This is a genomic window from Acidovorax sp. LjRoot204, from assembly GCF_056175785.1.
In genome coordinates this window covers 1-26574 of the sequence record NZ_JBGFFF010000002.1, presented here as the reverse complement: position 1 = coordinate 26574, position 26574 = coordinate 1, and the positions used below count along the sequence as shown (strand labels likewise).

The 26574-nt window shown below is 66.0% G+C and carries 22 protein-coding genes; 13 read left to right on the top strand and 9 right to left on the bottom strand.

Translation table 11 applies throughout. The features are described from left to right. Positions 1 to 9 precede the first annotated feature (9 nt). Positions 10 to 969, bottom strand: a complete 960-nt coding sequence (locus AC04MI_RS00595) for a 1-phosphofructokinase family hexose kinase (RefSeq protein ID WP_288853395.1) — start codon at positions 967 to 969, stop codon at positions 10 to 12. A 3-nt stretch (positions 970 to 972) separates the two neighbouring features. After that, positions 973 to 2253, bottom strand: coding sequence for an HD-GYP domain-containing protein (locus tag AC04MI_RS00590; RefSeq protein ID WP_476496908.1), 1281 nt, complete (start codon positions 2251 to 2253; stop codon positions 973 to 975). 110 nt (positions 2254 to 2363) lie between these two features. On the opposite strand from AC04MI_RS00590, the gene recG reads away from it, so the two are divergent. From recG to AC04MI_RS00565, 5 genes are all read left to right on the top strand, one after another. Further along, the gene (recG, locus tag AC04MI_RS00585; RefSeq protein WP_436076896.1) at positions 2364 to 4523 is read left to right on the top strand and encodes an ATP-dependent DNA helicase RecG; all 2160 of its coding nucleotides are present in this window, start codon (positions 2364 to 2366) and stop codon (positions 4521 to 4523) included. Positions 4524 to 4564: 41 nt separating this feature from the next. Next, positions 4565 to 5530, top strand: a complete 966-nt coding sequence (locus AC04MI_RS00580; RefSeq protein ID WP_476496906.1) for a LysR substrate-binding domain-containing protein — start codon at positions 4565 to 4567, stop codon at positions 5528 to 5530. A gap of 146 nt (positions 5531 to 5676) precedes the next feature. Then, positions 5677 to 7410: a dipeptidase gene (locus AC04MI_RS00575; protein WP_436076897.1), complete on the top strand. Its 1734-nt coding sequence runs from the start codon at positions 5677 to 5679 to the stop codon at positions 7408 to 7410. Positions 7411 to 7563: 153 nt separating this feature from the next. Then, positions 7564 to 8082, top strand: coding sequence for a Dps family protein (locus tag AC04MI_RS00570; RefSeq protein WP_476496905.1), 519 nt, complete (start codon positions 7564 to 7566; stop codon positions 8080 to 8082). 186 nt (positions 8083 to 8268) lie between these two features. Beyond that, positions 8269 to 8637, top strand: a complete 369-nt coding sequence (locus tag AC04MI_RS00565) for a response regulator (RefSeq protein ID WP_056747877.1) — start codon at positions 8269 to 8271, stop codon at positions 8635 to 8637. A gap of 128 nt (positions 8638 to 8765) precedes the next feature. On the opposite strand, the gene AC04MI_RS00560 is transcribed toward AC04MI_RS00565, so the two are convergent. The 4 genes from AC04MI_RS00560 to AC04MI_RS00545 are packed head-to-tail and all read right to left on the bottom strand — an operon-like array spanning position 8766 to position 14851. Further along, on the bottom strand, positions 8766 to 9890 hold the full coding sequence (locus AC04MI_RS00560) for a hybrid sensor histidine kinase/response regulator (RefSeq protein ID WP_436076898.1): 1125 nt from the start codon (positions 9888 to 9890) through the stop codon (positions 8766 to 8768). Positions 9891 to 9942: 52 nt separating this feature from the next. Beyond that, on the bottom strand, positions 9943 to 10566 hold the full coding sequence (locus AC04MI_RS00555) for a chemotaxis protein CheB (RefSeq protein ID WP_436076899.1): 624 nt from the start codon (positions 10564 to 10566) through the stop codon (positions 9943 to 9945). Next, positions 10563 to 11399: a CheR family methyltransferase gene (locus AC04MI_RS00550; protein ID WP_476496904.1), complete on the bottom strand. Its 837-nt coding sequence runs from the start codon at positions 11397 to 11399 to the stop codon at positions 10563 to 10565. The genes AC04MI_RS00555 and AC04MI_RS00550 overlap by 4 nt, the downstream gene beginning before the upstream one ends. An 8-nt stretch (positions 11400 to 11407) precedes the next feature. Then, the gene (locus AC04MI_RS00545; RefSeq protein WP_476496902.1) at positions 11408 to 14851 is read right to left on the bottom strand and encodes a response regulator; all 3444 of its coding nucleotides are present in this window, start codon (positions 14849 to 14851) and stop codon (positions 11408 to 11410) included. 196 nt (positions 14852 to 15047) lie between these two features. On the opposite strand from AC04MI_RS00545, the gene ubiA reads away from it, so the two are divergent. After that, complete coding sequence (ubiA, locus tag AC04MI_RS00540) at positions 15048 to 15941, top strand: 4-hydroxybenzoate octaprenyltransferase (RefSeq protein WP_436076902.1); 894 nt, start codon at positions 15048 to 15050, stop codon at positions 15939 to 15941. Positions 15942 to 15984: 43 nt separating this feature from the next. Here the strand turns inward: ubiA and proC are convergent, their stop codons facing one another. The 3 genes from proC to AC04MI_RS00525 form a co-directional block, all read right to left on the bottom strand. Then, positions 15985 to 16821, bottom strand: a complete 837-nt coding sequence (gene proC, locus AC04MI_RS00535; protein WP_476496901.1) for a pyrroline-5-carboxylate reductase — start codon at positions 16819 to 16821, stop codon at positions 15985 to 15987. Positions 16822 to 16979: 158 nt separating this feature from the next. After that, on the bottom strand, positions 16980 to 18473 hold the full coding sequence (glpK, locus tag AC04MI_RS00530; protein ID WP_476496900.1) for a glycerol kinase GlpK: 1494 nt from the start codon (positions 18471 to 18473) through the stop codon (positions 16980 to 16982). Positions 18474 to 18494: 21 nt separating this feature from the next. Next, on the bottom strand, positions 18495 to 19259 hold the full coding sequence (locus tag AC04MI_RS00525) for a DeoR/GlpR family DNA-binding transcription regulator (protein ID WP_056065359.1): 765 nt from the start codon (positions 19257 to 19259) through the stop codon (positions 18495 to 18497). 236 nt (positions 19260 to 19495) lie between these two features. On the opposite strand from AC04MI_RS00525, the gene AC04MI_RS00520 reads away from it, so the two are divergent. From AC04MI_RS00520 to AC04MI_RS00490, 7 genes are all read left to right on the top strand, one after another. Next, a complete protein-coding gene (locus AC04MI_RS00520) occupies positions 19496 to 20587 on the top strand; it encodes an ABC transporter ATP-binding protein (RefSeq protein ID WP_476496898.1) in 1092 nt (363 codons plus the stop codon). Between the two features lies 1 nt (position 20588). Then, the gene (locus AC04MI_RS00515; RefSeq protein WP_476496897.1) at positions 20589 to 21680 is read left to right on the top strand and encodes an ABC transporter ATP-binding protein; all 1092 of its coding nucleotides are present in this window, start codon (positions 20589 to 20591) and stop codon (positions 21678 to 21680) included. 58 nt (positions 21681 to 21738) lie between these two features. Then, positions 21739 to 22635, top strand: coding sequence for a carbohydrate ABC transporter permease (locus AC04MI_RS00510; RefSeq protein ID WP_476496896.1), 897 nt, complete (start codon positions 21739 to 21741; stop codon positions 22633 to 22635). Beyond that, positions 22628 to 23440: a carbohydrate ABC transporter permease gene (locus tag AC04MI_RS00505; protein WP_476496894.1), complete on the top strand. Its 813-nt coding sequence runs from the start codon at positions 22628 to 22630 to the stop codon at positions 23438 to 23440. The genes AC04MI_RS00510 and AC04MI_RS00505 overlap by 8 nt, the downstream gene beginning before the upstream one ends. Before the next feature lie 12 nt (positions 23441 to 23452). Next, positions 23453 to 23761: a DUF2160 domain-containing protein gene (locus AC04MI_RS00500; protein ID WP_056065375.1), complete on the top strand. Its 309-nt coding sequence runs from the start codon at positions 23453 to 23455 to the stop codon at positions 23759 to 23761. A gap of 113 nt (positions 23762 to 23874) precedes the next feature. Further along, complete coding sequence (locus AC04MI_RS00495; RefSeq protein ID WP_476496893.1) at positions 23875 to 25605, top strand: ABC transporter substrate-binding protein; 1731 nt, start codon at positions 23875 to 23877, stop codon at positions 25603 to 25605. Positions 25606 to 25793: 188 nt separating this feature from the next. Next, positions 25794 to 26574, top strand: a 781-nt coding sequence (locus AC04MI_RS00490; protein ID WP_476496891.1) for a glycerol-3-phosphate dehydrogenase/oxidase, incomplete at its 3' end; no start/stop codon positions are given.

Sequence of the window (26574 nt, the reverse complement as noted above, 5' to 3'; positions counted from 1 at the left end):
GGCGCGGTGCTAGGGCGAGGTGGTGAATGCCACCGGTGCCGGTACGCTGTGCACCAGCCGTTGCACGTCATCGGCCTGGGCCAGGGTGGTGCCCGGGTGCAGCAAGGCGGCAGCGCCTGCGGCCACGCCCCAGCGCAGCGCCTCGGCGGGCGCATCGCCCCGGTCCAGCGCCCAGACCAGTGCCGCCAAAAAGCAGTCCCCAGCGCCCGTGGTGCCGGTCGTAGCGGGCACGTTCAGCGCTGGCGCCTGCCATACCCCCTCCCGCGTGGCCAGCACGGCGCCTTGCTCGCCCACCGACAGGGCCACGGTGTCGGCGGCGCCGCTGCGCACCAGCGACTGGGCGGCAGTGCACCAGTCGGCCGCCTGTTCCAGGGGCTGTTGCAACAGGTCGCGCAGCTCGCGCAGGCTGGGTTTGACCAGCGCCACCCCGGCCTGCAATGCCGCCGCCAGCGGCGGCCCCGAGGTGTCGACGGCCACCCGCACGCCCCGGCCGGATGCGGCGCGCGCCAACTGGGCGTAGAAGTCGTCCGGCGTGCCAGGCGGCAGGCTGCCGCTGGCGATCAGCCAGCGGGGTGGCGGTGTGTGGGTAGCCAGCGCATCCAGGCAGGCCTGCCACTCGCTGGCCTGCAGCGTGGGGCCGGGCAGCACAAACCGAAACTCCTGGCCCGTGCTGGTCTCGACCACCGAAAAGTTCTCGCGCGTGTCGCCCGCAATGCGCTGCAGCCGCGTGGGCACGCCCTCGCCGGCCAGCAACTGCTGCACCTGGGCGCCCGCCGCGCCGCCCGCCAGTGCCCACGCGCTCACGTCCGCGCCCAGGCGGTGCAGCACCCGCGCCACGTTGATGCCGCCGCCCCCCGCAAACCGCCGCACCGGGCCGCAGCGCAGCTTGTGTGTGGGGACCACGTGGTCGGTGGTGGTCGCCAGGTCCAGGGCGGGGTTGAGCGTCAGGGTGATGATCAGTGCAGGCATGGGCTACCAGACCTTGTCGGAGAAGCCGGACCACAGCTCGTCCAGGTCGGGAAAGCGCCACTTCTCGGGGTCTTCGCGTGCCACGATCTTCTCGTTGCAGTCCGGGGCGGCCAGGTTCACCACCTCGGGCGGAATGCGCAGGTCGGACTTGGTCGAGAAAAACACCTTGACGATGGGGGTGGTCAGCGCGGTGGGCGATTGCTCAGTCACGATGCCGATGCGACCCGAGGTCAGCCGCACCAGCGAGCCCACGGGGTAGATGCCGATGCTTTTGACAAACGCCTGAAAGATGCGTGCGTCAAAGTGGTCCCTGGTCCACTCGGCCATGCGGCGCAGCGACTCGGCCGGGTCCCAGCCGCGCTTGTAGGGCCGGTCGGAGGTGATGGCGTCGTATACGTCGCAGATGGCCGTCATGCGGGCGATCACGCTGATGCCTTCGCCCTGCAGCTTGTCGGGGTAGCCCGAGCCGTCCACCTTTTCATGGTGGTGGAGGCAGGCGTCCAGCACGGCGTCGGGCACGTTACCTCCCTCCTTGAGCATGTGGTAGCCCTCCACCGGGTGGCTGCGCACCACGGTGAACTCCTGGTCGGTGAGCTTGCCGGGCTTGTTGAGCACTGCCAGCGGGATGGCCGCCTTGCCCAGGTCGTGCAGCAGGCCCGCCATGCCAGCGAGCCGCTGCTGGTCGTCCTTGAGCTTGAGCTGCTTGGCCAGGGCCACCATGAGTGCGCACACCGCCACCGAATGCATGTAGGTGTAGTCGTCGGCCGTCTTCAGCCGCGCCAGGCTGATGAGTGCGCCGGGGTTGCGGGTGACGGAGTCGGAGATTTCTTCCACCAGGCTCTGTGCACTGGCCGAGTCCACTGYGCGGCCCATGCGGGCTTCGTTGAACATCGAGACCACCGCTTCCTTGGACTTGACGCAGATGGCGGCGGCCATCCTCAGTTCGCTGTGCATGTCCGCCGGTTGGCGGTCCCGCTTGGGGGGAGGAGGGGGTGAGGGCAGCGTCACCTTGATGGGGGGCAGGTCCTCCAGGCGGCTGAAGTCGGTCTCGATCTGCGCATCCACCTCTTCGCGCGACATCGACGCCGTGCCTGCGGCCACATCCAGGCCCTTGTCGGTGTCGATCCAGATTTCCTGAATGGCAGTGGCCTGGATGCGGGCGAGGTCCTTGGGGTCCTTGAGCAGGAACTTGGCCCGCCAGAAGGGGTGCTCCATCCACGAGCCGCAAAACTCGTGCAGGTACATGCCCAGGGTCAGGTGTTGGATTTGAATGCGCTTGAGCATGACGGGGCCCCGGACTCGAAAACACGCCGTGATCAGGCGTTAGCAATGGTAACCATGGTAGCCTTTTCAGGCTGCGATCTCCGCTCTTTTTCCCTAGCAAATTGCTCTCCATGCCCGCTGCCGCCCCTGCTCCCGCCAAACCCACTGCGCGCTCCGCCGTCCCGGCCGCGCGTGGCCAGGGTGCGGCCTCGGTGGCGCAGAAGGCGTTGCAAAAACTGGGCCTGCGCCGCGATATCGACCTGGCCCTGCACCTGCCCTTGCGCTATGAGGATGAAACCCGCATCACCCCGCTGGCCAACGCGCGCGACGGCCAAACGGTGCAGATCGAGGCCACGGTCACTGCCAGCGAGGTGCAACTGCGCCCCCGCCGCCAGCTGCTGGTGCAGGTAGAGGATGACACCGGCAGCTGTGAGCTGCGCTTTTTCAGCTTCTACCCGTCGCACCAGAAGACCCTGGCCGTGGGCGCGCGCCTGCGCATTCGGGGCGAGGTCAAAGGCGGCTTCTGGGGGCGGCAGATGCTGCACCCGGCCTTCCGCGTGGCGGGTGGCGAGTTGCCCGCCGCTCTCACGCCCGTCTACCCCACCACCGCCGGACTGCCCCAGCCCTACCTGCGCCGGGCCGTCGTCAGTGCGCTGACGCGGGTGGATTTGTCGGACACCCTGCCACCCGGCACAGAGCCACCGATGGCACGGGTTTATGGTCCCAATGGCCTGCAGCGCAGGTTCAGCTTGCGCGAGGCGCTCACTTTTTTGCACCATCCCACGCCCGATGTGGCGCTGTCCACGCTGGAGGACCAGAGCCACCCCGCCTGGCAGCGGTTGAAGGCGGAGGAGTTGCTGGCCCAGCAGCTGTCGCAGCAGCAGTCGCGGCGCGAACGCGACATGCTGCGCGCGCCGGTGCTGCGGCCCCGGCGCAGCACCGACGGCGCCTTGCCATTGCACGAACAGTTGATGGGCGTATTGCCGTTTGACCTGACGGCGGCCCAGCGCCGCGTGGGCGAAGAGATTGCGGCCGATCTGGCCCGCCAGGTGCCCATGCACCGGCTGCTGCAGGGCGATGTGGGTTCGGGCAAAACCGTGGTGTCGGCCCTGGCCGCCTGCCTGGCCATGGACGCGGGCTGGCAGTGCGCGCTGATGGCACCCACCGAAATCCTGGCCGAGCAGCACTTTGCCAAGATGATCGGCTGGCTCGAACCGCTGCTGGCCGCACACGGCCGCAAGGTGGCCTGGCTGGTGGGCGGGCAAAAGAAGAAGGACCGTACTGCCATGCTGGCGCTGGTGGCCAGCGGCGAGGCGGCGCTGGTGGTGGGCACGCACGCCGTGATCCAGGACCAGGTGCAGTTCAAGAACCTGGCGCTGGCCATCATCGACGAGCAACACCGCTTCGGCGTGGCCCAGCGGCTGGCCTTGCGGCAAAAGTTGGCGGCCCACGGCATGGAGCCGCACATGCTCATGATGAGCGCCACGCCCATCCCGCGCACTTTGGCGATGAGCTACTACGCGGACCTGGATGTGTCGGTGATCGACGAGCTGCCGCCAGGCCGCACGCCCATCGTCACCAAGCTGATTGCCGACAGCCGCAAGGACGAGGTGATCGAACGCATCGGCGCGCAGGTGGAGGCCGGGCGGCAGGTGTACTGGGTGTGCCCGCTGATCGAAGAGAGCGAGGCGCTGGACCTCTCCAACGCCACCGCCACACACGCCGACCTGAGCGAGGCCTTGCCGGGCTGCATGGTCGGCCTGCTGCACTCGCGCATGCCCACCGCCGAGAAGAAGGCCGTGATGGCGCTCTTCACCAGTGGCCAGATGGGCGTGCTGGTCAGCACCACCGTGATCGAGGTGGGCGTGGACGTGCCCAACGCCTCGCTCATGGTCATTGAACATGCCGAGCGTTTTGGCCTCTCGCAGCTGCACCAGCTGCGCGGCCGCGTGGGGCGCGGCGCGGCGGCCTCGGCCTGTGTGCTGCTGTACGCCACCAACGACAGCGGCCGCGTGGGTGAAACCGCCAAGGAGCGCCTGCGCGCCATGGCAGAGACCAACGATGGCTTCGAGATTGCCCGGCGCGACCTGGAGATCCGGGGGCCCGGCGAGTTTCTGGGCGCCCGTCAGTCGGGCGATGCGCTGCTGCGGTTTGCCGACCTGGCGACCGACACCCATCTGCTGGAATGGGCGCGCGAGCTGGCCCCCCAGATGCTGGACCGCTACCCGGAATTGGCCGCCAAACACGTGGCGCGCTGGTTGGGTGGAAAATCGGACTATCTCAAGGCATGAGACGCTCAGAACGACACTGACGTGGCCCGCAGGAACACACCATGACCCTCACCGAACTCAAGTACATCGTTGCGGTGGCCCGCGAGAAGCACTTTGGCCATGCGGCCGASGCCTGCTATGTSTCSCAACCCACKCTCTCGGTGGCCATCAAGAAGCTGGAAGAAGAGCTGGACGTGAAGCTGTTCGAGCGCAGCGCGGGCGAAGTCACGGTGACCCCGCTGGGCGAGGACATTGTTCGCCAGGCGCAAAGCGTGCTSGASCAGGCCGCSGSCATCAAGGARATCGCCAAGCGYGGMAARGACCCGYTGGCMGGSCCGCTSAMSCTSGGCGTGATCTACACCATCGGGCCSTAYCTKCTGCCCGASCTGGTGCGCCAGKYSATCRCGCGCACSCCGCAGATGCCGCTGRTGCTGCAGGAGAACTTCACCGYCAAGCTGCTSGAGATGCTGCGYRCSGGCGAGATCGACTGCGCSATCMTGGCCGAGCCYTTYCCCGACACCGGCCTGGCCATGGCGCCGCTGTAYGACGARCCCTTCATGGCGGCCGTGCCCAGCACGCACCCCCTGGCGGCCAAGAAGTCGGTCACGGCTGCCGAGCTGAAAAACGAGACCATGCTGCTGCTSGGSRCSGGCCAYTGCTTYCGSGACCAYGTGCTSGAGGTSTGCCCCGAGTTCGCGCGCTTYKCGAGCAAYGCCGAGGGCATCCGCAAGWSSTTYGAGGGCTCGTCGCTSGAGACCATCAAGCACATGGTGGCMKCSGGYATGGGSGTGACGCTGGTGCCRCGCCTGTCGGTGCCGCGCGATGCGTTGCTCACGGTGTCGCGCCGCCGTAAGAGCGACGAGACCTACATCCGCTACCTGCCCATCCGTGAGGAAGACGGTGGCCCGCCGCCCGTGCGCCGCGTGGTGCTGGCGTGGCGCCGCAGCTTCACGCGCTACGAAGCCATTGCCGCCCTGCGCAACGCCATCTATGCGTGCGAGCTGCCAGGCGTGACGCGACTGTCCTGAACGGCTGCTGGGCACTGATTCGCTTCCTGGAATCGGCGCTACACTCCCGCCGCCCCTGCGCAGGTCCACCCGGCCCGGGCAGGCCCTGCTCCACGGCGCCCTCTGCCCATCGGCGGTCGGTGCCTTTGCCCCCACAAGAGGTTCCAATGAAGACGCTTTGGCTCACCGCCACGCTGGTTGCCGCCCTGACGGCTTGCTCCACCCCCACCCCCCCACCCGTAGCCCAGACGCTGAAGAAGCCTGCGCTCGACCGCATTGCGGCCGCGCCTGCCGCCGCTGCAGCAGCGGACTTCCGACAGTTCCTGGCGCTGGCTGCACAGATGCAGCCGCAGCTGCAGACCGCCGTGTCGGCTTACCTGGCGCACAAGCCCTTAGTGGGTGATGACCTGGTCAACATCAGCCGCTTGCTGGGGCTGCACAACCGCTTGCGCAACCAGGCGGCGGTGATCGACGCCACGGCGAAGATGGTGGCCATTCCCACGGTGCGGGCCGATAAGGTGCCGCCGCACGAAGACAAGCACATCATCGCGTTCGGTGCCTTGGTCGAAGGGATGGCCAAGGACTTTGGCCTGCAGTACCGCAATGTGGACAACCGCATCTTTGAAGTGAAGCTGCCCGGCAGTGGCCCCGAAGAATTCGGCATCCTCACCCATGCCGACGTGGTGCCCGTGGTGGCCGACGAATGGGTGCTGGACGATGGCACGAAGCTTGACCCCTTCCAGCTGACCCGCGTGGGCGGCAACTTGTATGGCCGGGGCTCCATCGACGACAAGGGCTCCATCGCTACCGTGCTGTTTGCGATGAAAGCCGTCAAGGACAGCGGCCTGCCGCTGGCGCGCACCATCCGACTCATGATCGAAACCACCGAGGAAACCGGTGGCGACGCGATGAAGTACTACCGCGCCAAGACCTCTCTGCCTGAGTACAACATCGTGCTCGATAGCAAATATCCTGCGGTGGTGGCCGAGAAGGGCTCGGGCGCGCTGCGCACCACCTTTGCCTTGGGCGCCGCTGCAGGCAACCAGCCCACCATCGTGGCCATGGCGGGCGCCGCATCGGCCAACGCCGTGCCCCAGACGGCCACGGCCCGCCTGCGTGGCGGCAACGCCGATGCCACCACCCGCCGGCTCAGCGCTGGCAAGGACGCCTTTATCGGCAAATACACCAGCCAGGGCGGCAAGTTCAGCATCGATGTGGCGCGTGAAGGCGCAGACGTCTTGGTCAAGGTCACGGGCGCATCGGCCCACGGCTCGCGCCCCGAAGAAGGCGTGAATCCGCTGCCGCGCCTGGCGCTGTTCCTCAAGGAGTCGGGCCTAGTGCTGGCCCCCAACGGCTACGCACAGGCTGTGCGTTACCTCACAGACCTGTATGGCACCGACTACCTGGGTCGTACGATGGGGCTGGCCTACAGCGATGACTTCATGGGCCCGCTCACGATGTCTCCCAACCTCATCCGCGAAAAGGATGGCAAGGTCGATGTGCTGGTGAACGTGCGCATGCCCCGGGGCAACACGCCCGAAGCACTGGCCAAAGCCACCACCGAACGCATCAAGGCCTGGGGCACCCAGGCCGGTGTGGCGGTGGAGGTGGACCACAACCAAGGCAACTGGATGGCCCGCGACCCCAAGGGCGCCTGGCTGGCCACGTTGCTCAACACCTTTGGCGACACCACCGGCCTCGAAGCCAAGCCCGTGCCCACGGCCGGCAGCACCACCGCCAAGCTGATGCCCAACGCCATCAACTTTGGCCCTGCCATGCCTGGCAAGAAGTACACCGCCCACAATGCCAAAGAGTTCAAGGAAGTGGCGGACCTGGATGCCGACATGCAGATGTTCACCGAGATGCTGGTGCGCATTGGCAACTTGCCGCACATGCAATAAGCCTGCGGGGCTTGGCTCCGCTTGCGTTTTCTTAACCCAGGTGCAAGGCATCGGCCTTGGCTGACACTGGGGGCCAGGCGCTTGCGCTACAGTATTTGAGGACCCCGCACAGCGCGGGGTGTTTCATGTTCTCCGCACGGAAGGAACCTCCCCATGGCCAAAGCTCCTGGCAAAGCCGCATCCGGCAAAACCTCTGCCCCCAGCATCAACATCGGCATCAGCGACAAGGATCGCGCTGCCATCGCTCAGGGCCTGTYGCGCCTGCTGGCCGACACCTACACGCTGTACCTCACCACCCACAACTTCCACTGGAACGTCACGGGCCCCATGTTCAACACCCTGCACACCATGTTCATGGCGCAGTACACAGAATTGTGGAACGCGGTGGATCCGATTGCCGAGCGCATCCGCTCGCTGGGCCATGTGGCACCAGGTTCTTATGCCGAGTTTGGCAAGCTGGCGACGGTGCCCGACGCACCCGCCAAGCCCCCCAAGGCGCTGGACATGGTGCGTGTGCTGGTTGAGGGCCACGAAGCCGTGGCCCGCACGGCGCGCAGCCTGTTCCCTCTGGCCGACAAGGCCAGCGACGAGCCCACGGCCGACCTGCTGACCCAGCGCCTCACGGTGCACGAACAGACGGCGTGGATGCTGCGCTCGCTGCTGGAAGAATAAAAAGGGCTCTCCTTCCGCTGCGCGCGTCGGCCGACGCACGGCCCGGCTGCGCGCGGCGGAGATGGCACAGGCGCGCAGAATAGCGCCTTGTCCTACACGGCGCAGCACGGTCGCCTGCGCATGATGCGGGTTTTGGTCATGCTCCCTTCCCGCAGGACGGCATGGCGGATCAACTCCCTGTGATGTATGCGAATCCTGTACGTTGAAGACAACCCGGAGCTGCGCGAGACCATCGGCATGCTCATGGAAGGCGAAGGCCGGACGGTCACGCCCTGCGCCTCTGCCGAAGAGGCGCTGGCGCTGGATGCTGGCGACCCCTTTGACGTGCTGGTGACCGATGTCAGCCTGCCCGGCCTTTCGGGCACGGATCTGGCCCGCCAGCTGCTGGCAGATGATCCGCAGCGCTGGGTGGTGCTGTGCTCCGGGTATGAACTGGGCAGCCATCCGAGCAATTGGGGGCCGAACGTGCGCGCCTTGCTCAAACCCTTCGAACTGGAAGAGCTGGAGCAGCTGCTCGATTCCATCCAAAGCGCGCTGGCCTCGGCCGCCGGCTGACGTTTGCGGGCACCGCCCGCTCGCGGTTTGTCTCCCCCCCTTGTCATATCACCCTGGTAGCGCCTTCACGGCTTCCGGCGGTCGGCTTGTCTGCTGGTGGGCACGCTGGCTGCGCGTGCTTGACATGGTCAACTGCGGTGCGGGCGCGCTGGCGAATGGCGCGGCAGTGTCACCTGGAAGGTGGTGACATTGTCTTGCGACCTGGCTTCGATGGTTCCACGGTGGGCCCGCACGATCTGGTGTGCAATAAAAAGCCCCAGCCCCAGACCCTGGTGGCGGCCAGGCTCGCGTTCTCCTCCCCGGAAAGGGTCGAACAAATGCGGTAACAGCTCGGGGGGGATGGTGCCGCCGTTGGCCACCGTGATGCTCACCTGCTCGGGGCGGGTCCCGTCCACCGCAATTCGTACGGGGTGGTCGGCGCTGCCGTGGTGCAGTGCATTGCCGACCAGATTGGTGACCACTTGACACAGGCGCTCCGCATCCCAGGTGCCTGCCAGGTCTCCCTGCAGGGTGGAATCGATGGGGCGTTCCGGGTGGCTGGTGGCCACCTCGTCCAGCGTGCGCTGCACCAGCGCCTGCATGTGGGCAGGGCCCAACTGAAGGGCCAGCCCACCCGCCTGGCGGATGCGGGTCACGTCCAGCAGGTCTTCGATCATGTGGCCCATGCGCTGGCTGGCGCCCAGCACCCGGTCGGCCATGAGTACCGCCTTGTCGGGGGGCGGCCGCCGCTTGAGCACGGTGGCCGCCGCGACGATGGACTGCAGCGGTGTGCGCAGGTCGTGGCTCAGCACGGCCATGAACATTTCGTTGATGCGCAAGGCCTCGGTGCGCGCTCGCAGCTCGTGCGCCAGCGCCTGCTTGCGCCGGTGCAGTTCAAAGAACACGCTCGCCTTGTTGGTGAGCATGTGCGGGTCGATGGGTTTGTAGAGAAAGTCCACCGCCCCGCTCTCGTACCCCCGGAACTGCCAGTTCTGCTCGCGTGAGCCCGCCGTCATGAAGATGAGCGGAATGTGCCGGGTGCGCTCGCTGCCCCGGATCAGTTCCGCCAGCTCGAAGCCGTTCATGTCGGGCATCTGCACGTCCAGCAAGGCCAGGGCCACGTCGTCATGCGCCAGCAGCAGTTCCAGGGCCTCGGGGCCCGACTGGGCTTTGAGGATGTCCAGCCCGTCGCGTTGCAGCAGCGCCTCCAGGGCGATCAGGTTTTCCTCGACATCGTCAACGAGCAGGCATTTTGTGCGGTCGGTCTGGGGCATGGGCGGTGGGGAGGGTGGGTGGGGTTCTCAAAGAGGGACGCATGCGCCCGTATCAAAGCTGCTGGCGCTGGTGCAGGTCTGCCAGCAGCCTTGCAATGCCTTCAGGGGGCAGGATGTGGTCAACCGCCAAGGCCGCGATGGCCGCCTGCGGCATGGTGGGCATGCTGGCGCTGGCGGGGTCTTGCACGATGGTGAGGCCGCCCGCCGCCTGAATGGCCTGTAGGCCGTGCACGCCGTCTTCGTTGGCGCCCGACAGCAGGACGCCCACCAGCCGGGGGCCGTAGTGGTCTGCCGCCGATTCGAACAGCACGTCGATGGAGGGGCGGGAAAAATGCAGGGGAGGGTCCACCGACAGCCCCACATGCGGGCGCTGGGGCCCACCGTCAACCAGCAGGTGGTAGTCCGGGGGCGCAAAGCTCACCGACCCTGGCGTGATGGCATCCTTGTCCTGCGCCTCGCGCAGCGGCAGGGCGCAGCGGGGCTGAAAAATCTCCACCAGCAGGCTGCGCCGGTCCCGGGGCAGGTGCAGCACCACCAGCACCGCCGCCTGCAGCGTGGCGGGCAGTGCTGGCAGCAGCTCCAGCAAGGCATCGATACCGCCCGAAGACCCGCCCACCACGATGGCGGCGTAGCCCTCGGGGGGCACTGGCCTGGGTGTGTGGGCTGGGCTGCTCACAGCCCGGCCTTCTTGCGGTAGATGCGGCCTTGCAGCACGAAGTCGTCGAACGCATCGGTGTGCGCCGAAAACCGCAGCGACTCCTTGGAGCCCAGGCCCAGAAACCCCCGGTGGCACAGCGACTCGCGGAACAGCCCCAGGGCGCGGTCCTGCAGGTCGCGCTCGAAGTAAATGAGCACATTGCGGCAGGACACCAGATGGACCTCGGCAAACACGCTGTCGGTGGCCAGGCTGTGGTCAGAGAACACCATGTGCTCGCGCAAGCCCTTGTCGAACACCACGCGGCCATAGCCGGCAGCGTAGTAGTCCGACAACGAGCTGCGGGCGCCGGAGCGCGCATGGTTCTCGGTGAAGGCAGGCACCCGGGACAGGTCGAACACACCCGCCTCGGCGGCGCGCAGCGCGTGCGGGTTGATGTCCGTGGCGTAGATCAGCGTGCGGTCCAGCAGGCCTTCTTCCTGCAGCAGGATGGCCAGCGAATACACCTCTTCTCCCGCGCTGCACCCGGCCACCCAGACCTTGAGCGACGGGTAGGTGCGCAGCAGTGGCACCACCTCCTGGCGCAGCGCCTGGAAGTAGCTGGGGTCGCGGAACATGTCGCTCACCTGCACGGTGAGGTATTCGAGCAGCGCAGGGAACACGGCGGGCTCGTGCAGCACGCGGTCCTGCAGCTGCGACAGCGTCTTGCAGTCGAACTGGACCAGCGCCGACGCCAGCCGCCGCTTGAGCGACGCCTGTGCGTAGCCCCTGAAGTCGTAGTGGYAGCGGTGGTAGATGGCATCGATCAGCAGGCGCTGCTCGATGTCTGCCGTGCGGGCCTTGCGATGGGGCATGGCGGGGCCTACTTGGGCATCCACACCCGCACCAGGGACAGCAGCTTCTCCACGTCCAGCGGTTTGGCGATGTAGTCATTGGCCCCGGCGGCCAGGCATTTTTCCTGGTCGTCCTTCATGGCCTTGGCGGTCAGCGCGATGATGGGCAGGCGGCGCCACTCGGGGCGGTTGCGGATCTCGCGCATGGCGGTGTAACCGTCCATCTCCGGCATCATGATGTCCATCAGCACCAGGTCAATCGCGGGGTGGCCGCCGCTGCCGGCGCGCTCCAGCGCCTGCAGGGCCTCCAGGCCGTTGCGCGCGATCTCCACGCGGATGCCGGTGGGCTCCAGGATGCTGGAGAGCGCAAACACGTTGCGCACATCGTCTTCCACCACCAGCACGTTGCGGCCTTCCAGGGCAGTCTCGCGGTTGCGGGCCACCTGCAGCATCTGGCGGTGCTCTGCCGACAGCTCCGACTCCACCTGGTGCAGGAACAGCGTGACCTCGTCGAGCAGCCGCTCGGGGGAGCGGGCGTCCTTGATGATGATGGACTTGGAGAACCGGCGCAGCTGCTGCTCCTCGTCGCGCGACAGGGCGCGGCCTGTGTACACGATGACGGGCGGGAAGGAGACGCCGTCCTGCTCCGTCATCTGCTGCAGCAATTCGTAGCCGCTCAGGTCGGGCAGGTTCAGGTCCATCACCATGCAGTCAAAGGTGGAGCCGCGCAGGTGCGCCAGCGCCTCGGCTGCCGTGCCGGCGCCCACGATCTCCACGTCGTCGTTGGTGAGCAGGTGGCGCACGCTCTCGCGCTGGCGTTCGTCGTCTTCCACCACCAGCACGCGCCGCAGGTTCTGGGTGAACTTGGCTTCCAGCCGCTGCAGGGCATGCACCAGTTCGTCGCGCTTGACGGGCTTGAGGGCGTAGCCCACGGCGCCCCGGCCCAAGGCCTCTTGCGAGTAATCTGCCACCGAGACCACGTGCACCGGGATGTGGCGGGTGGCCGGGTTGCGCTTGAGCTGGTCGAGCACGCCCAGGCCCGAGAAGTCGGGCAGGTTCACGTCCAGCACGATGGCGCTGGGCAGGCTGTGTACCGCATAGGCCAGACCGTCCGCCGCGTTGTGGGCCAGGTGGCAGTCAAAGTCCATCTCACCGGCGAGGTCGCTCAGGATCTGCGCAAAGCGCACGTCGTCCTCAATCACCAGAATGCTGCGCGCGCTCGCGCGGCGCGGGGCTGCGGGTGCGGTGGGGGCCGCCACGGGTGGCAACGCGGGGGCTGAAGCAGCCGGTGCGACGACCGGTGCCGTCGCGTGGGCTGGCGCAGGCGCCGCCACCGGCATTGCGGGTTCAGCTTCAGGCGACGAAGGCACCAGCTTCTGGGGCAGGACCAGGGTGAATACGCTGCCCTCGCCCGGCGTGCTGTGCACGTGGATGGACCCACCCAGCAGCTGAGCCAGATCGCGCGAGATCGACAGGCCCAGGCCCGTGCCGCCGTACTTGCGGTGGGTGCTGCCATCGGCCTGGCGGAAGGCTTCGAAGATCAGTTCCTGCTGGTGTGCCGGAATGCCGATGCCCGTGTCCTTGACGGCAAACGACAGGGTGTCGTCCGGGTTGCGCGACACATGCAGCGCCACCGAGCCTTTCTCGGTGAACTTGAGCGCGTTGGACAGCAGGTTCTTGAGCACCTGCCCAAGGCGCTGCGGGTCGGTGTCCAGCGTGGCGGGTGCGTCGGGCGCGACGGTGGCAGTGAACGTCAGGCCCTTTTCTTGCGCCAGCGGGCGCAGCGGGTCGATCAGGGTTTGCAGGGCCTTGGACAGCGTCACCGTTTCCACCGACACGGTGGCCTGGCCGGCCTCGATCTTGGACAGGTCGAGGATGTCGTTGATGAGTGCCAGCAGGTCGTTGCCCGCCGCGTAGATGGTCTGCGCGTACTTCACCTGCTCGGCGCTCAGGTTGCCTGGCTTGTTGTCGGACAGCAGTTTGGCGAGGATCAGGGTGGAGTTGAGCGGTGTGCGCAGCTCGTGGCTCATGTTGGCCAGGAACTCGCTCTTGTACTGGCTGGCCAGCTCCAGTTCGCGCGCCTTGTCCGTCATGGCGCTTTGGGCGCGCAGCAGTTGCTCGCGCTGGTATTCCAGCTGCTGGGTCTGCGCCTCCAGGTGGGCGTTGGTCTGCTCCAGCTCGGTCTGCTGCACCTCCATCTGGGCCTGCGACTCTTGCAGGATGCGGCTTTGCTGCTCCAGCTCCTCGTTGCTCACGCGCAGCTCTTCTTGCTGGGTCTGCAGCTCTTCGGACTGGCGCTGGGTTTCTTCCAGCAAGGCTTCCAGGCGGTTGCRGTCAATCCCCGCGCGGATCGCCACCGCCAGAATGCCCGAGGCGCGTTCCATCAGGGTGCGCTCAGGCTCGGTCAGCGGGCGATGAAAGCCCAGCTCGATCACGGCAAACACTTCGCCGTTCTCGATGGCGGGGGCCAGCAGCAGCTCGGTTGGCGCGGACTGGCCGGTGCTGGACGACACCATCAGGTGCCCGGCGGGCACATCGCGCACATGCAGCATCTGGCGCGAGCGCGCGACCTGGCCCACCAGGCCTTCGCCGGGCAGCAGGCGCTGCTCCAGCCGTTCGCGGGGCAGGGCGTAGCCACCAAACAGGGTGAGCGCGCCGTTGCAGTCGGCCACATAGCCGGCCCCCACGGCCGCGCGCAGGTATTGCGCCAGGTATTCGAGCGTGAGCTGGCCCAGGTCCTCCAGCCGGTGGTCGCCCTGGATGCGCTGGCTCAGCCCGTTGAGGCCGGCCGCCACCCAGGACTGCTGCGCCTTGAGGCGGTACTCCCGTGCATTGGCGGCGGCCGACAGGCAGATGAGCACCAGCAGCACGAACGAGCCGCCCCAGGAGTAGTAGGTGGACATCGAGGCCGCCTCTACCCACTGCTTGCGGTCACTTTCCAGCTGCTGGTTCAGCAGCGTGGACAGGTCCGATGCCAGGTCGCGGATGCGGTCCATCAGCACCCTGCCGGCATCACTGCGGGTTACGGCCACGGCGGCCTCCTGGCCTTTTGAGCGGCGCAGTTCAATGGTCTCGCCCAGCTCGCGCAGTTTTTCGTGGTGCAGGTCGTCGATCTGCACGACGAGGCGGCGCTGCACGGCGCTGTCGTTCGTCAGCTCCTTGAGGCGCGCCATATTGCGCTCCATGGCGCCCAGCGACAGGTTGTAGGGCTGCAGATAGGTGTCGTCCCCCGTCAGCAGATAGCCGCGTTGCCCGGTCTCGGCGTCTTTCAGCGAGGACACGAACAGGTTGAGGTGGCGCATGGTCACCGTGGTTTCGTCCATGGCTTCCACCGCTTGCGCGCGCACCTGGGCGGTGCGGAAGTTCACCAGCGCGATCAGCACCGTGGCGAGGGCAGCAATCACAAATCCCACCAGCATTCCGCGGGGGACAGCAAAACGCGTGGCGGCCTGGGAGGTCGATGTATGGGGCATGCGTTGGTGCCCCAGGGGGCGGTGCGTTGGGGGAACGAGCGGAGACTTTAACGGGTTTTGTGCTCGCGCTGGGGCCGTTACCTGGCCCCGGCGATGCGTGCCCCAGTCGCGGCGCTGCTGCTACATTCTGTGCGCCCGTGGCCCGCCACCCGCCGCAGCGTCTTGCTGCGGAGCCTGCTCTTGTAATGGTCCCATCATGTCGTCGTCCCCTGTTTCCCCCCGCAGCCGTTTTTCGCTCTATCTCGACCTGATCCGCTGGGACCGCCCCGCTGGCTGGCTGGTGTGCCTGTGGCCCACGCTGAGCGCGCTGTGGATTGCGGCCGAGGGGTTCCCGGGCTGGCACCTGCTGGCGGTGTTTGTGCTGGGCACCATCCTCATGCGTAGCGCAGGCTGCTGTGTGAACGACGTGGCCGACCGCGACTTTGACAAACACGTCAAGCGCACGGCGCAGCGCCCGGTCACCACCGGTGCGGTGTCGGTGAAGGAGGCGCTGGGCCTGGGGGCGGTGCTGGCGCTGGTGTCATTTGGCCTGGTGCTCACCACCAACACCGCCGCCATCGCCTGGTCGGTGCCCGCCGTGCTGGTGGCCATTGCCTACCCGTTCACCAAGCGCATCATCTCCATGCCCCAGGCGGTGCTGGGCATTGCGTTCAACTTCGGCATCGTCATCGCGTTTGCCGCCGTGCAGGGCAGCGTGCCTGCGGTGGCGTGGTGGATGTGGCTGGGCAATATGTTCTGGGTGCTGGCCTACGACACCGAATACGCCATGGTGGACCGCGACGACGACCTCAAGATCGGCATCAAGACCTCGGCCATCACCCTCGGGCGGCTGGATGTGGCCGCCATCGTGGTGTTTTATCTGCTTTTCTTGGGTATTTGGGCGGTAGTGCTACAACCGTATGCCTTGGGCGCTATATTTTATGTAGCGCTTGCGGTGGCGCTGGCCCAGGCCGTGTGGCACTTCACCCTGATCCGCACCCGCACCCGCGAGGGCTGCTTCAAGGCGTTCCGCATCAACCACTGGCTGGGCGCCACGGTGTTTGCGGGCATTGCGGGCAGCTATCTGGTGCGGGTGGTGCTCACAAATTAATAGCAGTCAGCGCTTGATCGACTAGCGCTACCGCCCCAAAACATCAAGATCCGAACTCGTTGCCGAGTTCGTTGGCACGCTTTTCGGCAGCGCGCATGGCGGCCTCGAACGCCTGCGACACGCCGCTGGCTTCCATCGACTGCAGGGCGGCATAGGTGGTGCCGCCCTTGGAGGTGACCCGTTCACGCAGCACGGCCGGGGGTTCATGGGAGCGGCGAGCCAGCTCCGAGGCGCCCACAAAGGTGCCCACGGCCAGCTGGTGCGCCTGCGCTTCGGTCAGGCCCATGCCCACACCGGCGCGCGTCATGGCTTCGAGGAAATAGAACACATAGGCCGGGCCCGAGCCCGAGAGGGCGGTGACAGCGTCCAGCTGGGTCTCGCTCTCTACCCACAGGAATTCGCCGGTGGACGCCATGATGGACTCCACGCTCTGGCGTTCGGCGCTGGTCACGGCGGGGCGTGCGTAGATCGCGCTCATGCCCTTGCCCACCAGCGCGGGCGTGTTGGGCATGGTGCGCACGATGCGCTCGGTGCTCAGCCACTGGGCGATGCTGTCCGAGCGGATGCCCGCCGCCACGCTCAGGTGCAGGGCCTGCTGGGTGTGCGCCTTGGCCTGTGCGGCGGCGTCCTTGAAGGTCTGGGGCTTGRCCGCCCAGACCACGATGCTGGCGCGCTGCAGTGCAGCGCCCGCCTCGGGCTGCGCCGTGAGTCCAAAGTTCTTGAGCAACGCCTCGCGCGTGGGGGCGTGGGGCTCGACCACCTCGATCTGGCTCACGGGGTGGCCCTGGCCGATCAGGCCGCCGATGATGGCGCTGGCCATGTTGCCGCCGCCGATGAAGGCGATGGTGGGGAGGTTTGGGGAGGCAGTGGTCTGGCTCATGGTGCGTGCAGGCAAGGTGGCAAACAAGGAAGGGCCACGATGGTAGCGCCGCCGGGCCGTCAGTCCATGTCTGCAGCGGCGACAGCGGCAGGACTCATGGGAGGAAAGACGGGCTACTGGGACGGCAGAGACCTTGTCACCCCAGCGCCGCGGGGACCTCAGGCTGCCGTAGTTTGGCGCACCGCATGCTCCCAGTTCGCCATCAGCTCCTGCGCACGCGCGCTGCCGAGCGTGGGCACAAAGCGGCGGTCGGCGCGCCACAGCCGCGAGAGTTCATCCGTGCTGCGGTACACGCCGCTCGACAGCCCTGCCAGGTAGGCCGCGCCCAAAGCGGTGGTCTCGATGACTGCAGGCCGCACCACCGGRATGCCCAGYAGGTCGGCCTGGAACTGCATCAGCARGTCGTTSAYGCWSGCGCCGCCGTCCACRCGCAGCTCGCYCACSGGGGCGCCGCCGGCGGCCACAGCRTCGCGGCTCATGGCCAGCAGCAGGGCGGCGCTCTGGTAGGCAATGCTTTCGAGCGCCGCGCGCGCAATGTGGCCCAGCGTGGTGCCACGCGTGAGGCCCGTGATGGTGCCGCGTGCGTCAGGCTTCCAGTACGGGGCGCCCAGGCCGGTGAAGGCGGGCACCATCATCACGCCGCCCGAATCGGGCACGCTTTGGGCCAGTGACTCCACCTCGTTGCTGGTGGAGATGGCGCGCAGGCCGTCGCGCAGCCACTGCACCACCGCGCCGCCGACAAACACACTGCCTTCCATGGCGAATTCGGGCTGCGTGCCCGGCTGCGCCGCGCTGGTGGTGAGCAGGCCGTTTTGCGATGTCTGGAACGTGCCGCCTGTGTGCATGAGCATGAAGCAGCCCGTGCCATAGGTGTTCTTGGCCATGCCGGCGGTGAAGCAGGCCTGGCCGAACAGCGCGCTTTGCTGGTCGCCCGCCACGCCGCCAATGCGGATGGCGTGGCCCAGCAGGTCGGCCGCGATGTCGCCAAAGTGGGCGCTGGACGGCAGCACCTCGGGCATCAGCGCCTTGGGAATGCGCAGCAGCGCCAGCAGCTCGTCGTCCCACTGGTTGGTGTGCACATTGAACAGCATGGTGCGCGAGGCGTTGCTCACATCCGTCACGTGCACTTTGCCGTGGGTGAGCTTCCACATCAGCCAGCTGTCCACCGTGCCAAAGGCCAGCTCGCCGCGCTCGGCCGCTTGCCGCGCGCCGGGCACATGGTCCAGCATCCACTGCAGTTTGGTGCCGGAGAAGTAGGCGTCCACCAGCAGGCCGGTCTTGGCCTGGATGGTGGCGGCATGGCCTTGTTCGCGCAGCTGGGCGCAGGCGGGTTCGGCGCGCCGGTCCTGCCACACGATGGCGTGGTGCACGGGCTGGCCGGTCTGGCGGTTCCACAGCACGGTGGTCTCGCGCTGGTTGGTGATGCCGACAGCGCGTATGTCGCTGGCCGCAATGCCCGCCTTGGCCAGCGCATCGCGTGCGGTGGCGAGCTGGGTGCGCCAGATCTCCAGCGGGTCGTGCTCCACCCAGCCGGGCTGGGGGTAGATCTGCGGCAGCTCCAGCTGCGCCTGCGCCACGATGTGGCCGCTTTCGTCAAAAACGATGCTGCGGGAGCTGGAGGTGCCTTGGTCGAGAGCGAGCAGGTAGGTCATGAGGGCAAAGGATAGGTGAAGCTACGCAGCTACCGTGCAGATGACTTCAGCATCTTGCAGAAGGGCCGGGAAGGGCTCGGGCGGCGGTGCGTCGGTGAACAGGCGGTCGATCTGCGCCAGCGTGGCCAGTTGCACCATCGCCGGGCGGTTGAATTTGCTGAAGTCGGCCGCCAGCCAGACCTCCCGCGCGTGCTCGATGATGGTTTGCGCCACCTTCACCTCGCGGTAGTCGAAGTCGCGCAGCGACCCGTCCGGCTCGATGCCCGAAATGCCGATGAGCGCAATGTCCACCTTGAACTGGCGGATGAAGTCCACCGCCGCTTCGCCCACGATGCCCCGGTCACGGGCGCGCACCACGCCGCCGGCCACGATGACCTCGCACTCGGGGTTGCCGCTCAGGATCGCGGCCACATTGAGGTTGTTGGTGATCACGCGCAGGCCCCGGTGGTGCAGCAGCGCCTTGGCAATGGCCTCGGTGGTGGTGCCGATGTTCAGGATCAGCGAGCAGTCGTTGGGTACCTGTTCGGCCACGGCGCGCGCAATGCGCGCTTTGCCTTCGGCATGCAGGTTTTCGCGCTGGGTGTGCGCCAGGTTCTCCACCGTGGAGCTGGGCACGCGCACGCCGCCATGAAAGCGCGTGAGCAGTCCCGACTCCGCCAGGCGCTGCACATCGCGGCGCACCGTCTGCAGCGTGACCCCCAGGGTGTCGGCAAGTTGTTCCACCGTGGCGGACTTGCGCGCGCGCACTTCTTCGAGGAGTTGGAGTTGGCGGGGATTGGTGTTCACGGTGGGGGTGTTGTGCGCAGTGTTATGTCACCGAATCGTAACGAATCTGAAACATTCGCTTTGGTGCCCGGTGGCACGCTAAAGACTGTAAATCGAACAAAAACGAATTGATTAAGGGTAAACCTTGATTCGATTCGAACAAAAAGGAACAAAAATGAAAAAGATCGAAATTTGAGGGCTGCCGTGCGTGTGTGCAGCCCTTTCACACAGGCCTCAGGGCCGGAAGAGGATGCTTCATGCAGCTGGCGTTGGACAGCATCAGCAAAAAAGTCGGGGCGCAGACCTGGCTGTACGACATGAACCTGTCGCTTCAGCCCAATGCCGTGACGGTATTGCTGGGAGCGACCCAGGCGGGCAAGACCAGCCTGATGCGCATCATGGCCGGGCTGGATACGCCCACGTCGGGCACCGTCAAGGTCGATGGTGTGGATGTGACTGGCATGCCCGTGCGCGACCGCAATGTGGCCATGGTGTACCAGCAGTTCATCAACTACCCCTCGATGAAGGTGGCGGCCAACATTGCGTCGCCCCTGAAGCTGCGCGGTGAAAAGAACATCGACGCCAGGGTGCGTGAGATTGCGAGCCGCCTGCACATCGACATGTTTCTGGATCGTTACCCGGCCGAACTCTCCGGCGGGCAGCAGCAGCGYGTGGCGCTGGCGCGYGCGCTGGCCAAGRRYGCGCCGCTGATGCTGCTSGAYGARCCGCTGGTGAACCTSGACTACAAGCTGCGCGAAGAACTGCGCGAGGAGCTGACCCAGCTGTTTGCCGCCGGCCAGTCCACCGTGGTCTATGCCACCACCGAGCCGGGCGAGGCCCTGCTGTTGGGTGGCTACACCGCAGTGCTTGACGAAGGTCAGTTGCTGCAGTACGGCCCCACCGCCGAGGTGTTCCATTCCCCCAATTCGCTGCGTGTGGCGCGCGCTTTCAGCGACCCGCCCATGAACCTCATTGCTGCCTCGGCGGCCCCTTCCGGGGTGCGTCTGCAGGGTGGGGTGGAGCTGGCCGTGCATCTGCCGCAAGGGGTGGCCACGGCCGCAGGGCTCACGGCAGGCGTGCGCGCCAGTGCGCTGCGCGTGGTGGCCCGCCCGGGTGACATCAGTGTGGGCGGAGTGGTCGAGCTGGCCGAAATTTCGGGCTCCGACACCTTTGTGCATGCGGCCACACCCTGGGGTGACCTGGTGGCGCAGTTGACCGGTGTGCATTACTTTGAACTGGGCACGCCCATCACACTGCACCTGGACCCTGCCCAGGTCTATGTGTTTGGTGCCGACGGTCGACTGGCTTGGGCGCCCGCACGGCCCGCTACTGCACAAGGAGGGCGCTGAAATGGCCCGCATCAGCCTGGACTTGGCGCATTCGTACAAGCCCAACCCGCAGCAGGACGGCGACTACGCGCTGCTGCCTTTGAAGATGGAGTTCGAGGACGGTGGTGCCTATGCGCTGCTCGGCCCCTCGGGCTGYGGCAAGACSACCATGCTCAAYATCATSTCGGGCCTGCTCGTRCCSTCGCASGGCAMGGTGMYSTTYGAYGGSCGYGACRTGACGCGCGCCASSCCSCAGGARCGCAACATYGCSCAGGTGTTCCAGTTTCCGGTGATCTACGACACCATGACSGTGGCCGAGAACCTSGCSTTYCCGCTGCGCAACCGCAAGGTGCCCGAGGACCAGATCARGMAGCGTGTGGGCGWGATYGCCGARATGCTSGAMATGAGCGGCCAGCTSAACCAGCGCGCCKCSGGCCTCGCGGCCGAYGCCAAGCAGAAGATCTCGCTSGGCCGYGGMCTGGTGCGCRSCGAYGTSKCRGCSGTGCTGTTCGACGARCCGCTSACSGTGATCGAYCCGCACCTCAAGTGGCAGCTGCGCCGCAAGCTCAAGCAGATCCACCRCGARCTCAAGCTCACGCTGATCTACGTGACSCACGACCAGGTGGAGGCACTGACCTTTGCCGACCAGGTGGTGGTGATGACGCGCGGCAAGGCCGTGCAGGTGGGGTCGGCCGATGCCTTGTTCGAGCGGCCTGCGCACACTTTTGTGGGGCACTTCATTGGCTCGCCAGGCATGAACTTCTTGCCTGCGAACAGCGAGGGCGACAGCCTCACTGTGGCCGGGCACCGCCTGGCCAGCCCCGTGGGCCGTGCGCTGCCTAACGGTGACCTGCAGGTCGGCATCCGGCCCGAATACCTGACGCTGGCCCAACCGCAGCAGCCGGGCGCATTGCCTTGCAACGTGGTGCAAGTGCAGGACATCGGCACCTACCAGATGCTGACCGCCAAGGTGGGCGAGCACACCGTCAAGGCGCGCTTCACGCCCGAGACGCGGCTTCCATCGGCCGGCGACACGGCATGGCTGCAGGTGCTGGGAACCCACACCTGCTTCTACCAGAACGAGCAGTTGCTGACCGCGGAGGTCGCCCCATGAGCGCCGCCCGGCCGCCCGAAGGCGCTCAGCACCGCAGTGCGCAGCAAGGAGGTTTCCAATGAGTACCACGACCAAACCCGTGAACCAGAAGGCCTGGTTCCTGATCCTGCCCGTGATTTTGTGTGTGGCCTTCTCAGCCATCCTGCCGCTGATGACGGTGGTGAACTACTCGGTGCAAGACATCATCAGCCCCGAGCGCCGTGTCTTCGTGGGCACGGAATGGTTCGTACAGGTGATGCGCGACGAGGAACTTCACGCCGCGCTGCTGCGCCAGCTCACCTTCTCGCTGGCTGTGCTGGCGGTGGAGATTCCGCTGGGCATTCTGCTGGCRCTGTCCATGCCKGCSMAGGGCTGGAAGTCKTCGGCSGTGCTGGTGGTGGTGGYGCTGTCGYTGCTGATCCCCTGGAACGTGGTGGGCACCATCTGGCAGATCTATGGCCGTGCCGACATCGGCCTCATGGGCAGGCTGCTGCAAGAGGTGGGCATCGAATACAGCTACACCGGCAACGCCACGCAGGCCTGGCTCACGGTGCTGCTGATGGATGTGTGGCACTGGACGCCGCTGGTCGCGCTGCTGGCCTTTGCCGGGTTGCGCTCCATCCCCGACGCGTACTACCAGGCGGCACGCATCGATGGCGCCAGCAAGTTCGCGGTGTTCCGCTACATCCAGCTGCCCAAGATGCGYGGCGTGCTGATGATYGCGGTGCTGCTGCGCTTCATGGACAGCTTCATGATCTACACCGAGCCGTTCGTGCTGACCGGCGGCGGRCCGGGCAATGCCACCACCTTCTTGAGCCAGTACTTGACGACCAAGGCCGTGGGCCAGTTCGACCTGGGCCCTGCCGCAGCGTTTTCGCTGATCTATTTCTTCATCATCCTGCTGCTGTGCTTCATCCTCTATAACTGGATGCAGCGCGTGGGTACCGCCAGCAACGAAGGAGCCGGCCATGAATGAAAAGCGCTTCCAGAAGCGGTCGATCTTCCTTGTTGTCTACCTGCTGTTCGCGCTGTTGCCCATCTACTGGATGGTCAACATGAGCTTCAAGACGAACGAGGAGATYCTTTCGACCTTCACGTTCTTTCCCCAGCACTTCACCTGGGCCAACTACAAGASCATCTTCACSGACGAGTCCTGGTAYTCGGGCTATATCAACAGCCTGATCTAYGTGGSCATCAACACGGTGATCTCGCTCACCGTGGCGCTGCCCGCTGCTTATGCCTTCAGCCGCTATCAGTTCCTGGGCGACAAGCATGTGTTCTTCTGGCTGCTGACCAACCGCATGACGCCGCCCGCCGTGTTCCTGCTGCCGTTCTTTCAGCTCTACACCACCGTGGGGCTGATGGACACGCACATTGCCGTGGCACTGGCGCACCTGCTGTTCAACGTRCCGCTGGCGGTGTGGATTCTSGAAGGCTTCATGAGCGGTATTCCGCGCGAGATCGAYGAGACGGCCTATATCGATGGCTACAGCTTTCCGCGCTTTTTCATGACCATTTTCCTGCCGCTCATCAAGGCTGGTGTGGGTGTGGCCGCGTTCTTCTGCTTCATGTTCAGCTGGGTCGAGCTGCTGCTGGCGCGCACGCTGACCAGCGTGAATGCCAAGCCCATCGTGGCCACCATGACGCGCACCGTGAGCGCCTCGGGCATGGACTGGGCGACGCTGGCCGCCGCTGGCGTGCTGACCATCGTGCCGGGTGCGATCGTGATCTGGTTTGTTCGCCACTACATCGCAAAAGGCTTTGCGATGGGGCGGGTTTGAGGAGGCAGCGACATGTTTGATTGGATGGCCTGGACGCTGCCCGTGGCGGTGTTCTTCATTTGCATCGTGCTGATGCTGATCGGTATGACAGTGTGGGAGATCAAGTCGCCCACGACGATGCGCAAGGGTTTTTTGCCGCTGGAGACAACGCGCGGTGATCGGCTGTTCATTGGGCTGTTGTCGGCGGCCTACGTGAATCTGATTTTTGTCGGCGTCAGCGGCAAGCTGGCCCAGTGGTTCAGCCTGCAGGGCGACCCGTCGATCTGGATCAGCTTTGTGTTGTCGATGGCGCTGCTGCTGCTCATCCTGCGCAAGGGGTGAGGTGTTTGCAGGCAGCCTTGGTTTCAATGGTTCCCGTCGCGCGGCTCAACCCTTCCCCGGAGCCGCGTGACCCTTGCATCCAAAGGGGAGATGACTATGAGGAGACAGGCACTATGAAGACGCGGTACACAGCGCTGGCACTGGCAGTGGCGGTCATGACGGGTCAGGCCGCCATGGCGGGCGAGGCGGAGGCCAAAAAATGGATCGACACCGAGTTCCAGCCCTCCACGCTGAGCAAGGACCAGCAGATGGCCGAAATGAAGTGGTTCATGGACGCGGCTAAGAAGCTGCAGGCCAAGGGTGTGAAGGAAATCTCGGTGGTGTCCGAGACCATCACCACCCACGAATACGAATCCAAGACGCTCGCCAAGGCGTTCGAGGAAATCACTGGCATCAAGGTCAAGCACGACCTGATCCAGGAGGGCGACGTGGTCGAGAAGCTGCAGACCTCCATGCAGTCGGGCAAGTCCATCTATGACGGCTGGATCTCGGACTCGGACCTGATCGGAACGCACTACCGCTACGGCAAGATCATGAACCTGACCGACTACATGGGCGGTGCAGGCAAGGAGTGGACCAACCCCGGCATCGACATCAAGGACTACATCGGCACCAAGTTCACGACCGGGCCAGACGGCAAGCTGTACCAGTTGCCCGACCAGCAGTTCGCCAACCTGTACTGGTTCCGCGCCGACCTGTTCGACCGCAAGGACATCAAGGACAAGTTCAAGGCCAAGTATGGCTACGACCTGGGTGTGCCGCTCAACTGGAGCGCCTATGAGGATATCGCCGAGTTCTTCACCAWCGACGTRAAGAACATCGATGGCAAGCCSATCTAYGGCCACATGGACTACGGCAAGAAGGACCCATCCCTGGGCTGGCGTTTCACCGACGCATGGCTGTCCATGGCGGGCTCTGCCGACATCGGCGCGCCCAACGGCCTGCCGATCGACGAATGGGGCATCCGTGTGGCGGACGACAAGTGCACGCCAGTGGGCGCCAGCGTGGCCCGTGGCGGTGCGACCAACTCGCCCGCAGCCGTATATGCGCTGACCAAGTACGTGGACTGGATGAAGAAGTACGCGCCCAAGGAAGCCACGGGCATGACCTTCGGCGAAGCCGGCCCCGTGCCCGCGCAAGGTCAGATCGCGCAGCAGATCTTCTGGTACACCGCCTTCACGGCCGACATGACCAAGCCCGGCCTGCCCGTGGTGAACGCCGACGGCWCGCCCAAGTGGCGCATGGCCCCCGGCCCSAACGGCCCSTACTGGAAGCAGGGCATGCAGAACGGCTACCAGGACGTGGGCTCSTGGACCTTCTTCAAGGACCATGACGCCAACAAGACGGCTGCCGCCTGGCTGTACGCCCAGTTCGTGACGGCCAAGACCACGTCGCTCAAGAAAACGCTGACGGGCCTGACCCCGATCCGCGAGAGCGACATCCAGTCCAAGGCCATGACGGACGCCGCGCCCAAGCTCGGTGGCCTGGTCGAGTTCTATCGCAGCCCGGCGCGCGTGGCATGGTCGCCTACCGGCACCAATGTGCCCGACTACCCCAAGCTGGCCCAGTTGTGGTGGAAGAACGTGGCGCAGGCGGTCACGGGCGAGAAGACTCCCCAGGGCGCCATGGACACCCTGGCCGACGAGATGGACCAGGTGATGGCCCGCCTGGAACGCGCAGGCATGGCCCACTGCGCGCCCAAGCTCAACCCCAAGAGCGACCCCAACAAGTGGCTGAGCGACAAGCAGGCCCCCTGGAAGAAGCTGGCCAATGAGAAGCCAAAGGGCGAAACCATTGCCTACGACAAGTTGCTGCAGGCGTGGAAGGACGGCAAGACGCGCTGATCCACAGATCAAGGTGTGGTTGTAACCACCATTGATCGGCAGCCAGGGCTCACAAGGTCTCTGGCTGCCTTTTTTGCTCGATACCGCCCTCGGCACCTGTGCGGCTGCGGGGCGGGTTCTCACCCCGGGAGTGTCAGGAATTCAAGGGTAAACCCTTGGTTTCTACTCCGCCCATGGACAATCACCCCATGACCATTGCCACCGCACCCCTTCCTACACGGCGCGCCGACCTCCTGGCCCGCCTCGCCCAGCCGCACCAGTATGACCTCGCCGTTATCGGCGGTGGCGCGACGGGCCTGGGGGTGGCGCTGGATGCCGCGGCGCGCGGCTTCAGCGTCGTGCTGGTGGATTCACACGATTTCGCCWAAGGAACCTCGTCCCGGGCCACCAAGCTGGTGCATGGCGGGGTCCGTTACCTGGCCCAGGGCAACATCGCGTTGGTGCGCGAGGCGCTGCATGAACGCACTACTCTGCTGCACAACGCGCCCCATCTGGCGCAACCGCTGCCCTTTGTGATGCCGTCGTACCGTTTCTGGGAAACACCCTTCTATGGCATCGGGCTGATGATGTATGACGCGCTTGCAGGCAAGGCTGGCCTGGGCGCTACGGAGTTTCTGGGGCGCGCTCGCACCCTGCAATGTCTGCCCACCGCCCGTACCGAGGGGCTCAAGGGCAGTGTCAAATATTGGGACGGCCAGTTCGATGACGCTCGCCTGGCCTTGGCGCTGGCGCGCACGGCCGCCAGCCTGGGCGCTTTGGTTGTCAATTACTGTCCTGCACGGTCGCTGGTTCACGAGGCTGGCAAGGTCGTGGGTTTTGTCTGCGAGGACGCGGACAGCGGCCAGCAATTCACGGTGCGCGCTCGGTCGGTGGTCAACGCCACGGGCGTGTGGGTGGACACCCTGCGCCAGATGGACGGCGAAGCCATCGGTCGGCCTGTCAAGCCCATGGTGGCGCCCAGCCAGGGGG